Source organism: Lysinibacillus sp. NPDC096212 (assembly GCF_044763105.1).
Lineage (GTDB): Bacteria > Bacillota > Bacilli > Bacillales_A > Planococcaceae > Lysinibacillus.
This window is the reverse complement of record NZ_JBIWFQ010000012.1, coordinates 1,324-12,360: the sequence shown is the minus strand read 5'-3', so window position 1 is coordinate 12,360 and position 11,037 is coordinate 1,324. Positions and strand designations below refer to the sequence as shown.

12 protein-coding genes and 4 tRNA genes are annotated in these 11,037 nt (G+C 36.2%); 4 read left to right on the top strand and 12 right to left on the bottom strand.

Going from position 1 to position 11,037, the window contains the following annotated elements; genetic code table 11:
- Nucleotides 1-674 precede the first annotated feature (674 nt).
- Nucleotides 675-1,388: a glucosamine-6-phosphate deaminase gene (gene nagB, locus ACIQ7T_RS13205; protein ID WP_370081051.1), complete on the bottom strand. Its 714-nt coding sequence runs from the start codon at nucleotides 1,386-1,388 to the stop codon at nucleotides 675-677.
- A gap of 195 nt (nucleotides 1,389-1,583) precedes the next feature.
- Between nagB and ACIQ7T_RS13200 the strand changes: the two genes are divergently transcribed.
- Entirely contained in the window at nucleotides 1,584-2,327 is a 744-nt protein-coding gene (locus tag ACIQ7T_RS13200) for an arylamine N-acetyltransferase family protein (RefSeq protein WP_370081025.1), read from the top strand.
- A gap of 62 nt (nucleotides 2,328-2,389) precedes the next feature.
- Here the strand turns inward: ACIQ7T_RS13200 and ACIQ7T_RS13195 are convergent, their stop codons facing one another.
- Together ACIQ7T_RS13195 and ACIQ7T_RS13190 are read right to left on the bottom strand one after the other, a co-directional pair.
- Nucleotides 2,390-3,481, bottom strand: a complete 1,092-nt coding sequence (locus tag ACIQ7T_RS13195; protein ID WP_402870879.1) for an S-layer homology domain-containing protein — start codon at nucleotides 3,479-3,481, stop codon at nucleotides 2,390-2,392.
- A gap of 113 nt (nucleotides 3,482-3,594) precedes the next feature.
- On the bottom strand, nucleotides 3,595-3,945 hold the full coding sequence (locus ACIQ7T_RS13190) for a VOC family protein (RefSeq protein ID WP_402870876.1): 351 nt from the start codon (nucleotides 3,943-3,945) through the stop codon (nucleotides 3,595-3,597).
- A gap of 258 nt (nucleotides 3,946-4,203) precedes the next feature.
- Between ACIQ7T_RS13190 and ACIQ7T_RS13185 the strand changes: the two genes are divergently transcribed.
- Genes ACIQ7T_RS13185 through ACIQ7T_RS13175 form a run of 3 tightly spaced genes read left to right on the top strand, consistent with a single transcriptional unit; the run spans nucleotide 4,204 to nucleotide 6,330 of the window.
- Nucleotides 4,204-4,800: a TetR/AcrR family transcriptional regulator gene (locus ACIQ7T_RS13185; protein WP_402870873.1), complete on the top strand. Its 597-nt coding sequence runs from the start codon at nucleotides 4,204-4,206 to the stop codon at nucleotides 4,798-4,800.
- A complete protein-coding gene (locus ACIQ7T_RS13180; protein WP_402870870.1) occupies nucleotides 4,801-5,496 on the top strand; it encodes an SGNH/GDSL hydrolase family protein in 696 nt (231 codons plus the stop codon).
- Between the two features lie 18 nt (nucleotides 5,497-5,514).
- Complete coding sequence (locus ACIQ7T_RS13175; RefSeq protein WP_402870867.1) at nucleotides 5,515-6,330, top strand: SDR family NAD(P)-dependent oxidoreductase; 816 nt, start codon at nucleotides 5,515-5,517, stop codon at nucleotides 6,328-6,330.
- Nucleotides 6,331-6,555: 225 nt separating this feature from the next.
- Here the strand turns inward: ACIQ7T_RS13175 and ACIQ7T_RS13170 are convergent, their stop codons facing one another.
- The 9 genes from ACIQ7T_RS13170 to ACIQ7T_RS13130 form a co-directional block, all read right to left on the bottom strand.
- Nucleotides 6,556-6,840 carry a hypothetical protein gene (locus ACIQ7T_RS13170; RefSeq protein WP_402870865.1) on the bottom strand — a complete coding sequence of 95 codons (285 nt, stop codon included), beginning with the start codon at nucleotides 6,838-6,840 and terminating at the stop codon, nucleotides 6,556-6,558.
- A 150-nt stretch (nucleotides 6,841-6,990) separates the two neighbouring features.
- A complete protein-coding gene (locus tag ACIQ7T_RS13165; protein WP_370081037.1) occupies nucleotides 6,991-7,707 on the bottom strand; it encodes an ABC transporter ATP-binding protein in 717 nt (238 codons plus the stop codon).
- 1 nt (nucleotide 7,708) lies between these two features.
- Nucleotides 7,709-8,743 carry an ABC transporter permease gene (locus tag ACIQ7T_RS13160; protein WP_402870862.1) on the bottom strand — a complete coding sequence of 345 codons (1,035 nt, stop codon included), beginning with the start codon at nucleotides 8,741-8,743 and terminating at the stop codon, nucleotides 7,709-7,711.
- A 138-nt stretch (nucleotides 8,744-8,881) separates the two neighbouring features.
- Nucleotides 8,882-9,442, bottom strand: coding sequence for an RNA 2',3'-cyclic phosphodiesterase (gene thpR, locus ACIQ7T_RS13155; protein WP_370081041.1), 561 nt, complete (start codon nucleotides 9,440-9,442; stop codon nucleotides 8,882-8,884).
- A 606-nt stretch (nucleotides 9,443-10,048) separates the two neighbouring features.
- Nucleotides 10,049-10,291 (bottom strand): hypothetical protein, encoded by a 243-nt coding sequence (locus ACIQ7T_RS13150; protein WP_370081043.1) that lies wholly within the window; start codon nucleotides 10,289-10,291, stop codon nucleotides 10,049-10,051.
- Between the two features lie 345 nt (nucleotides 10,292-10,636).
- Nucleotides 10,637-10,717: transfer RNA gene (locus tag ACIQ7T_RS13145), tRNA-Leu, on the bottom strand.
- A 47-nt stretch (nucleotides 10,718-10,764) separates the two neighbouring features.
- A tRNA-Cys gene (locus tag ACIQ7T_RS13140) sits at nucleotides 10,765-10,838 on the bottom strand.
- A gap of 10 nt (nucleotides 10,839-10,848) precedes the next feature.
- A tRNA-Gly gene (locus ACIQ7T_RS13135) sits at nucleotides 10,849-10,923 on the bottom strand.
- A gap of 6 nt (nucleotides 10,924-10,929) precedes the next feature.
- Nucleotides 10,930-11,004 (bottom strand) — tRNA-Gln (locus tag ACIQ7T_RS13130).
- Between the last annotated feature and the right edge of the window lie 33 nt (nucleotides 11,005-11,037).

The following is an 11,037-nucleotide window of genomic DNA, read 5'->3' as shown; positions in this document are numbered from 1 at the left end:
CCTTCACATCCTTCACTTCGGCTGTTCTTTCCGTCGCTTTGGCCTTTCTTTCCGTCGCTCTGGCTCTCCTATCCGTCTCTCTGATTTCTATCCGTCTCTCTCGCCTTCACATCCTTCACTTCGGCTGTTCTTTCCGTCGCTTTGGCCTTTCTTTCCGTCGCTCTGGCTCTCCTATCCGTCTCTCTGATTTCTATCCGTCGCTCTGATTTCTATCCATCACCTTAGCTCTTCTTTCCGTCGCTTTGATGGCTCTATCCACGAATTTGGCTGTTCTATCCGCCATTTTGACGTTTCTATCCACGACTTTGACTGTTCTATCCGTCGCTTTGGCGATTCTATCCACGACTTTGGCTGTTCTATCCGTCGCTCTGGCTGTTCTTTCCGTCACTCTGATTTCTATCCGTCTCTCTCGCCTTCACATCCGTCACTTCGGCTCTTCTTTCCGTCGCTCTGGCTGTTCTTTCCGTCTCTCTCGCCTTCACATCCGTCGCTTCGGCTCTTCTTTCCGTCGCTCTAGTTTCCATCCGTCACCTTGCCTCTTCTTTCCGTCACTTTGCCTCTCCTTTCCGTCGCTCTCGCCTTTCCATCCGTCACTTGAACTCTCCCTTCCGTCGCTCTGCATGCCAAAATAAAAAAGCGTAGACTTCAAATAATACAAAGTCTACGCTTAATTCCTATTTTGTTCCGCCGTAAATAATCGTTACATTTGGATGATTTAATAATTGGCTTGCTGGGAAATCTTCAGTGACGATACCACTTTTCAATTTTTCCATAGCCTCTAGTTTTTTTTCACCAAATGCAATTAACACGATTTCCTTGGCTTTCATAATAGATTCAATGCCCATTGTAATAGCATGTGTCGGTACATCTTTAGAGTTATCAAAATAAATTGCATTTTCTGTGCGAGTAGATTCCGTTAACTCTACAATATTAGTCATTGAATCAAAAGATGTACCCGGTTCGTTAAAGCCAATATGTCCGTTAACGCCAATACCTAGAAGCTGTAGATCAATTCCTCCCGCTTCTTTAATTCGAGCATCATAGGCCGCACACTCAGCATCTAAGTTTTCTGCCTTACCATTTGGTAAATGTATATTTTCTTCCGTAATATCTACATGATTAAATAAGTTTTCATGCATAAATGTCCAATAACTTGCCGGACTTGTTTGATCGAGACCTACATATTCATCTAGGTTAAAGGTAATCACATCGCTAAAAGATAAATCTCCAGCTTGTTGGCGTTTCACTAATTCCTTATACATTCCTACAGGAGAACCACCAGTCGCTAATCCTAAAATACTTGTTGGTTTTACTTGTAATTGTTTAGTGAATATATCCGCTGCTACTTTGCTCATTTCATCGTATGAATTTACTTCTAACCATTTCATTTCGCTTGTCATTCGTATACCTACCTTACAATCATTATTATTAACTAAAATAATAGGAAATATCTCTCTTTATAGTAGTTAATATTTTCATTTTACAAGTTATTTACCTTCTTTTCTATTATTTTCTTTCTATTATTCACGTGTATTCTCAAACCATTTCGGTTATGTTATTTAGTAAGGAAGTGAGGCGATTTTATGAATTCACAAATAAAGCAATATTTAAAGCTTATTCAATTTCAAGGATCTTTAGAGCCATCTATTAAGCTACTTGGTCAGCTACAAACAAGACATCTATATACCATTCCTTATGAGAACCTAGATGTTGCCTTAAAACATGGCATCTCCTTCGCTATTCCTGACCTTTTTCAAAAAATCATTATTCAACTCCGCGGAGGCAATTGCTTTGAACTAAATATTTTATTTAGTTGGCTACTTCGCGAACTTGGCTTTTCTGTAACCAATCGCTATGCACAGTTTTGGCGCAACCATGAAGCAGATACACCTGTTGAGGATGTACCTATGCATCAGCTATTGCTGGTCAATTTCGATGGGCAATCATATATTTCGGATGTTGGTGTAGGTGCACTAGCTCCTTGTAATCCAGTTCCACTAATAGCTGGACATCAACACCGTGAAGGTAATGAACTTTATAAAATTGAACGAGATGAAGCGAATGGCTGGATGCTGTACGAACTAACAAAGAATAATTGGCGTTTACTTTATAGTTTTTTTGATGACGCTAACGATGCAAAGTTTGCACCAAGACTTTCTAAACAAAAAAATAAAATCGCGATGATTCGTACTCCTCGTGGCCGACATACAATGCTTAATAGCGAATTTCGAATATACGAGGGACAATCCCTAACAACCTATACAACTCATAATGAAAAAGAATGGCGACAAGCACTTCATCGTTTTTTTCGTATTTTATTAGATTGATGCTACATGACAAAAAGCAAGTCTCTTCATGAATAAGAGACTTGCTTTTCTTGTGGCTACATTTAATTGACTGTACGATTGAGCAACTCGTAAACAACAACATCATTATAAAGCTCCTTAACTAAACCAATTCCATCTACAAAATAATATGTTGAAACTCTATTACTGTAAACGGACGCTTCTTCTAGAACAATAACATTGTTATACTTTACACCACCTGCTTGGACAGTACCATCTGTTGCTTTAACAGTAATTCGGATGCCTGAAATTACCCCGCCATCATTCTCATGTTCAATCACGCCAATTCTAAGTGGTAATCTGAAAGCAAAATCGTAATGTGAACTTTCTTCACTTTCAATTACTTGGCCATAAACCTCACCATCGCTAAATAAGAGCTCATTATTAAACACCTTATTAGAATTCAAATCAGTTACAGTCCACACATCATTCTTTTCGTCATTATGACTATACTGATATTTTAATGTATATTGATTTTTATCACTTAACGAATAATATGAATACGTGTAGTCAAACGCCGTATCTTTTAATAAATTCGGATTCGATAGCGTTAATGCACGAGCTAAAAATGCTGAAAAGTGAGCTCGCGTTATAGGTGAATTGGGCTTAAATGAACCATCATCATATCCTCTTACTATATTGTTACTAAAAATTGCTGAGATTTCCTTATAACCTCTTGTCTTAGCTGAAACATCAGTAAAAAAGCTCGTCTCAGATCCCTTTAATTTAAACGCTCTTTGTAGCACAATCGCCATGTCCCCTCTTGTAAGAGTTGCATTCGGATTAAATTTCTGTGCCGAATCGAATATTCCAGCATTTTGTACTGCAGCAATTTCTTTATAATAGAGATGTGTAGTAGATACATCCTGATACTTTGGATCTTTTACATTCGTTGTTTGTAATCCTAAAGCACGTGTTAGCATGACAGCTACTTGTGCTCTCGTTACATATGTATTTGGTTTAAATAGGTTATTAGGATAGCCATTGATAATTCCTTTTTCCACTAAGTAATCAATTTCGGTTATTAATGTGTTATCCTTGGACACATCTTTGAAGCTCGCTGCATGTACACCCTCAATCGGTATTAAACAAACAGCTATTAATAGCGCACATACTATTTTCAATATTTGTTTCATGTCTTTCCCTCTCTTTCTCCACTATTCATAATATACTTTTTTAGGTATTATTTCCAATATGATTGGGTAGTAAAAAAGCCTCCGCAATCGTTTGCAGAGACTTATTAAATAGATTATTTGTTTTGAATTAAGCCGAAGCCAAGCCCAGTTGGATCTACCATATAGGCAAGATAAAACTCATCGAACTCCATTTTGTCACGAACAATGATGGCACCATTCTGTTTAGCTTTCGAAATAGCTTCATCGATAGAATCCACTTCAATTTGAATACGTGTTCCAAAAGGATAGTCATGTGGACCCTTACCAATACCGCCGTTAATCCCTGGTTTTTTATCATCCCCGGTTGTTACAGCCCAATATTCCCAATTAGGTGCAGCTACCTGCCAACCAAAAACCTTGGCATAAAACTCAGCAGCTTTTTCAGGTTCCTGACTATTCAATTCAAATCCTATTACTCTCCCCATCTAATTCCCCTCCTAATTTTTAAATCATAATTTATAGTTCAACAATTTGATGGATATTTCCTCCATTTTTTCATCAACATAACGTTGGGTTGATTTCCGTTGCAACTTTTATACATTGCATCATCCCAAACTTCATCTGAAATGGTAGTACGGAATTGTGACAGCATGATGACTTAGGTATTTAACTATTTATTAATTAGTAAAATATTGTATAATCAAATTAGAACAATCGTTCAAATGTTAAGAAGGAGTAAATCATTGAACAAAAGACGTTATGATAGCGAGAAAGCAAAAGTTGAAATTATGGAACATGCGGTTAATTTGTTTTCTCAAAAAGGCTATAATCAAACATCAGTTGGAGATATTTCAACTGCTTCAGGCTACAGCAAGGGACATATTTATTACCATTTTGAAAACAAAGAAAAGCTATTCGTTCTTTTAGCGCAACAAACAATGCAAGACTGGAACAACAAATGGCTGCAAAAAGAATGTACCTACTCCACGGCAACAGAAAAATTATATGGCATGGCCATGCACGTTCTCTATCATTACCAAACACCTTTATTAAGATCAGGGCAAGAACTAGCTTCCAATCCAAAATCGAGCCCTGAATCAGTGCAACAGCTGCACAATTTAGCGAACGTACCGATGAGTGCTTATCGTGCGATTCTGCAAGAAGGAATTGATAAAGGGGAATTTGTTCATGGAAATATTGAAGAATGGACGGTTCTACTTGGCACATGGCTAGGGGGATTATGTCAGCTTACAAATAATCAGGAGCTGAAAGCACTTGAGCCACTCTTTCACCAGGCAATAACCATTTTTTTAAAGGAGATAAAAAAAGGTGGGATATAAATGAAAATTGCATGTATAGGAGACAGCTTAACAGAAGGTCGACCAGGTGTTTCATTTTTTAAACTACTAACAACAAAACATCAACAATTCGAATTTGACAATCTCGGTAAACCAGGTGAGACAGTAAAAAGCTTACACACTCGTTTGGAAAAATCGAAGCTAGCTACTTATTATGACCTCAGTTTTCTTTGGATTGGTGTCAATGATGTCTACTCTAAACTTTTGAAAGTACAGGCACAGCCAGTTACAAAAGATCATCAAGAATTTAAAGATTACTATGTAAATTGTTTAGAAATGATTTTAGCATCCTCTAAACATGTCGTTTTAGTAACACCAGCTTTAATAGGAGAGACAATAAAAAACACTTCTAATAAGGAATTAAAAGAGCTCTCCTCCATTATTCAATCCATCTCCTCTAAATATGCAAATGTTAGCTTTTTAAATATGCAAGAGGTGTTTGAGCATCACTTGGAACAAGTTAATAGTTCCGATTATATGAACACCAATGTTATGCGAGTAATGAAAGATGTATTGTTTTATAAAAATCCTTTGCGAATTGACCGATTGTCCAAAAAGCGAGGGCTACATTTAACGTTAGATGGCGTTCATTTAAATAGTAAAGGAGCAGAACTTGTCGCGGAAGAATACACAGCTTTCATCAGACAGTTTCAATTGCAGGAAGCTACCGTCCATTAGGAAGTCATACTAGAGGTGATGAATATGAGAAAGGTTGCGATTGTTACTGGTGGTGTATCAGGTATAGGGAAAGCTATCTGCAAAGAATTAATAGGTCGTCATGTATTTGTCATTATTGCAGATATCAACGAACATGATGGGCGTCTTCTCGAGGTAGAACTAAATAAAGATGCTTCAAATGCTAGATTTGTTGAATTAAATGTAACCGATTACAAAAGTGTTGAACGTGTCATTACAAATGTCTATGAGGAATTTCAAAGATTAGATTATTTATTCAATAATGCTGGCATAGCTATGTATGGTGAAATGTATGATATGTCGATGGACGAATGGAAAAACATTGTGGATCTTAATTTATGGGGCGTTATATATGGTACTCAAGTTGGCTATCGAATCATGAAGGAACAAGGTTTTGGACATATCATCAATACCTCATCAGCAGCAGGGTTGGGTCCAGCTCCTATATCTGCGGCATATTCAACTACGAAGCATGCTGTTGTGGGCTTAACGACATCACTACACTATGAGGCTGAGGAATTTGGCATCAAGGTAAGTACGCTATGTCCGACATTTGTTGATACACCTATTTTCGATAAAGCAACCGCTATTAATATCGATAAATCAGTGATGGCCAAACAATTGAAAAAACAAAAAATGATGTCTCCACAGCAACTAGCAAAAATCACTATTGCAGGTGTACACAAAAATAAACCTATTATCTGTCCTATGCCAATGCGTAAAACAATGGATGTTATCTTTACGATCTTCCCTTCGTTGCACAGGGCTTTAATGAGAATGGTCTGTAAAGTAAGTCGAAAAGCTCGATTAACATAAACATTCTAGATGGTAAAAAACCGCTATGCTTTTCCGCCGGCAAGGCACAAGCCGCATCAGGGCAAGAAATAGGATGTTGGACACGAAGGCATATGTCTCCTTCGCTGCATTTCATTTACACTTCATCTCAAAAACAATTTGTAGGAGTCTTGCGGCTTTTTACCTTTATATTAAGATAACTAAAACACTGAACGGAACAACCCCTTGTCAGAGACAAATAGCTAGTTATTTAAGCTTACCTCCATCATTTTTATAAATACCTAAAAGTAATATAATTAACCCTATAACAAAAATTAAAGGAGATAAAAACATCATAATCGATGTTGCCCAACTATTTTTAACCACTATCCCATACATTACGCCAATTACAAAAGATAAGAACGGTGCAAACGCTATCATTGTAATGATACCCCAAACGATGTAATTCCCTTTCTCGGACCTTCCTTCGGTTAATTGGAATCCTGCTATTAAACCAACTAATACTATCAATAAAGCAATGACAAACGCCATTTCAAATCACCTCCCTCTTTCCTTCTATAATATGCTTCATTAGTTTAGTGGTTTGGTAACATAACACTAGGCTTATGAAAAATATCTATAAATTGCGCCCAGACAGAACGGAAAATCAGCTTAGCTGTTTAATCAAAAAAACCACAACCATCAATAAATGTGGTTGTGGTTTTTTACGATTCGAATGTCATCTTGCAAAATGACACCGTCGCTCATTTTAATAATACGATCAGTATAAGCAAGCATTTCTTCATCGTGTGTCACCATTAAAGTAGTAATGTTTAACGTTTTAGTCAAATCTCTAATTAGTAACATAACCTCTTTTGATCTTTGTGAATCTAAGCTTGCTGTTGGTTCATCTGCGAAAAGAACTTTCGGTTTATGAATGATTGCTCTGGCAATCGCAACACGTTGCTTCTCTCCACCTGACAATGACGAGGGATAAGCCATTTTTCGATGGTCCATCCCTACCAATTTTAGTATTCGATTAACTTCATTTTTTTGTTCCTGCTTCTTTAATTTTGATTCAGAAACATCTAGCATTAGCAGTAGTTGCTCCTCAACGGTAAGAAAAGGTACAAGGTGTGCAAACTGAAAGACAAACCCAAATTCGCTTGCTCGTACTTTTCGAACCTCTTCAGAGCTCATGCTGGACATATTTTTCCCCTCAAATATTACGTGCCCATCTGTTGCAGGCTGAAGCCCAGCAGCTATTGTCAGAAGTGTACTCTTACCAGATCCAGATGCACCGACTAATGCTGTTATTTCCCCTTCATTTAGCGAAAGATCTATCCCTTTAAGTATTTCTTCCTCTACCTCGCCATTCCTAAACGTTTTTCTAACTTCATCGATTTTAAATAAAGTCATATTAAGCCTCTCCTTGCTGTATCGCTTGTAATGGTTGAATTTTTTTAATTTGGATGCCTGAAATTGTAGCACCAATAAATCCAATAATTAGGAATACAATCGATAATTGCGTTGTTGTCGCAATTGTTAAAGTGAAAGGCATTCCTTTTGGCTCTATCAGATTAAATGCTTGGCTAAAAGCTACCGACAAAATAAGTGAAATCACTGTAATGATAGCCATCTGTGTCCATATCATTTTGAATAATTTACTCGTTTTCACACCAATGGCTTTCAAAATTCCATATAAACCAATTTTTTGAACATTCATCATATAGAAGAAGATAGCAAACAGCATCCCACTAATGACTACTAAAAACCATACAATCATATTTAAAGACATTTGTTCTGCATTATAGCTTGGAATTGTATTGAGAAACGCTTTATTAGAAAATGATTCTAATCCAGCAAATTCTTTTGAAGAATCCCCGTCTGGTACGAAAATCATCTGCATTTCATCTACACGGTAAATCTCTTTATAATCCTCTTTATTAATATAGGCAACAGGAGCATGACTATATTTCTTTTGGTCAACAAATCCCTTTACTACAAACTTGCCGTTAAATTGATTATTCGTTAATGTATCTCCTACTTTAATTCCTTTATCTTTCATTGAGCTGTCTAATATAACTTCCTCATGTTTCACATTTTCAAATAAATCTGAAGCGGTCGATGTTACAAAGGCAACGCTTTGCTGCTTATTGTCCTGATCATTTAAAAAGCCCATTTGTAGTGAAAAAGCTACTGCATCCTTTTCATTGCTCAATATTTTATTTTGAGTACCGCTATCTATTTTTGACAGATTATAAGTTTGATCTGCATCTTCATTCATATAAAATTGTCCTTCGGGTAAGTCTTTAATTAAAGCGGCATTATCTTGTGATAACCCATTCGCCAAACCAGAAATAATAAAAGTTAATAAACTAACAAGAAAAACAATGGAACCTAATATTAAAAATCGTACTTTATTTTTCTTAATTTCTTTCCAGGCTAGATTCATCGTGAACTCCTCCATTCCTTTTTACAGTCTTAGCATAAAATCCTTAAATGAACGGAACATGAACTAATCATTACAAATGGTTTTAAACAAAAAACTCATAAACCTTTTCATTTTTAGGTTTACGAGCTGCTTGTAATATTATTGGCCATCTAAACGAATGACCGCTTTTCTATGATATTTTGGCGTTTCCTCTATTTTTGATTCGTACAAAATCACTTCTTCTACTAGAAATTTTGGAAGCTGAAAATTTTCTTCCATTAATGCTTCGTACGGAATTTTCCCGCAGGCCTCATCCCATTTTCTTGCAACAGTTATATGTGGTGTAAAGGGCTTTTTATCTAGTTCAAAACCAGCCTTCATACAATCACGGTATACTATTTCTCTCACAAAATTTAATTGCTGAGATTCGAGCAGATCAACCCATAAAATTCTTGGATACTCTTTTCTTCCAAAAGTATTGAACCCTTGAATTTTTAATTCGAACGGAGAAACTTTCATAAGGTTTTTCCTCGTTTCATCCAATACAGCCTGTAATTGCTCTTCATCCGCATGACCTAAAAAGGCCAATGTGATGTGATAGTCTTCCTGGTGTACCCATCGTTTAAAATGAAAATCTGTCTTCATTTCTTCACATCTCACTTTAAGAGCTGCTTTAATATCTGAAGGAAGTGGAACTGCAATAAAAAAGTGTCTGTTCATAATGATATCCTCTCTAATCATCGAAAATGCTACTTAACAGGCATTATGTCTTTTCCTACTATAATTTAACCCTTACTACTCGCGTTAAAGCAGAAATAAACCACTTTGCTTTTTAGCTGAGTAGGTCTTATTATCTTTATTTATCTATTTCAGGAAAAGGAAAAACCCAAACGAATGTAAAATTCTACACAATGAAAGAATTAAGCAAGCTTACGAAGCTTTTAAATTTAGGATTAGTCTTCAAAAACTTTCTCCAAATATAAACAATAGCGATTATTGTAATGATAGTTGGAGCTAATTCTGGAACTACAAAGATCATCGAAAAATCACCAATCGTTATCAATAGATCCGCCAAAAGCAGCATATAAAATAATGAGAAATGTTTAAAAGTATGTTGAAACTTTAAAATAACACTCTTCAAAATTCGAATTAATTTAGCTAATTTATTGTCCCCTCCAAAACTTTTATCTTTTATTATTGTACCTTACCTCTTTTTCATAATCTGTCCTTTTTCTCTACTCTTAATGTGTACTTTAAACAAAAACCCCTGTTTATTGAATCTATGTCTTTACCAAATGATTAATTTTTAAATTCTGTAATTTTAAATTAATTTCTATCTATTTTTTTCTTGTCATCTCTTCTTATTAAATAACGCTTAGTTACTTCAAAAACTGAAACTATGCCTGATACCAATACCCATTGAATACCATGGCCACTTTCATCATTTTTAAACAAGTCATATATTGCCCAAATCAATAAAGCTGCAAGTAAAATAGCAAGTGTATATCTTGAAGCTTCTGCATTATAATCTTTTTCTATCTCATCCTTTTTATCATCGTCTCCCTTCATAAGATCACCCCTCTGGTTTTTAATTATATTTTAGCAAAAATTTTAAGGTTATCTAGTACATAAGGGTTGGCATTATGACTAAAGAAAAACAGATGGGTTTTGAAGTTGATTTCTTTGTAAGTGGAATTGCAATTATTACTGATGACCTTAGACAAACAAAAAAGACTCCAACATAATTGTTGAAGTCTTAATCCGTAGCCACTCTTAATAATCCGATTTCAAATAAATTCGATCCTTCCAATCGAATTCTCAAATAACTGTGTATACCTTTTGAGAGGATCTTAATTGCTTTCTACAAATAAAAAAAGAATCCTTGATATACAAGGATTCTCTAGTAAAATATGATACCGGTGGTCGGGGTCGAACCGACACTCCAAAGGAACACGATTTTGAGTCGTGCGCGTCTGCCAATTCCGCCACACCGGCATAATGGAGATAAAAAAAATCGGATAAACCGATTGAGTAATAAAATATGGAGGCGGCAACCGGATTTGAACCGGTGATAAAGGTGTTGCAGACCTGTGCCTTACCACTTGGCTATGCCGCCATAAAATATTTGGAGCGGAAGACGAGGTTCGAACTCGCGACCCCCACCTTGGCAAGGTGGTGTTCTACCACTGAACTACTTCCGCAATAAATGGCTGGGGTACCTGGATTCGAACCAGGGCGTGACGGAATCAAAATCCGTTGCCTTACCGCTTGGCTATACCCCAAAAGTTAAATATATATAAATGGGGCGACTGATG

Bases quoted from the DNA above. Each gene is read 5' to 3' on its own strand.
- ACIQ7T_RS13200 (WP_370081025.1), top strand. From the start codon at position 1,584: ATGAATTCACAAATAAAGCAATATTTAAAGCTTATTCAATTTCAAGGA.
- ACIQ7T_RS13195 (WP_402870879.1), bottom strand. From the start codon at position 3,481: ATGAAACAAATATTGAAAATAGTATGTGCGCTATTAATAGCTGTTTGT.
- thpR (WP_370081041.1), bottom strand. From the start codon at position 9,442: ATGAACAGACACTTTTTTATTGCAGTTCCACTTCCTTCAGATATTAAA.
- ACIQ7T_RS13190 (WP_402870876.1), bottom strand. From the start codon at position 3,945: ATGGGGAGAGTAATAGGATTTGAATTGAATAGTCAGGAACCTGAAAAA.
- nagB (WP_370081051.1), bottom strand. From the start codon at position 1,388: ATGAAATGGTTAGAAGTAAATTCATACGATGAAATGAGCAAAGTAGCA.
- ACIQ7T_RS13170 (WP_402870865.1), bottom strand. From the start codon at position 6,840: ATGGCGTTTGTCATTGCTTTATTGATAGTATTAGTTGGTTTAATAGCA.
- ACIQ7T_RS13150 (WP_370081043.1), bottom strand. From the start codon at position 10,291: ATGAAGGGAGACGATGATAAAAAGGATGAGATAGAAAAAGATTATAAT.
- ACIQ7T_RS13165 (WP_370081037.1), bottom strand. From the start codon at position 7,707: ATGACTTTATTTAAAATCGATGAAGTTAGAAAAACGTTTAGGAATGGC.
- ACIQ7T_RS13180 (WP_402870870.1), top strand. From the start codon at position 4,801: ATGAAAATTGCATGTATAGGAGACAGCTTAACAGAAGGTCGACCAGGT.
- ACIQ7T_RS13160 (WP_402870862.1), bottom strand. From the start codon at position 8,743: ATGAATCTAGCCTGGAAAGAAATTAAGAAAAATAAAGTACGATTTTTA.
- ACIQ7T_RS13175 (WP_402870867.1), top strand. From the start codon at position 5,515: ATGAATATGAGAAAGGTTGCGATTGTTACTGGTGGTGTATCAGGTATA.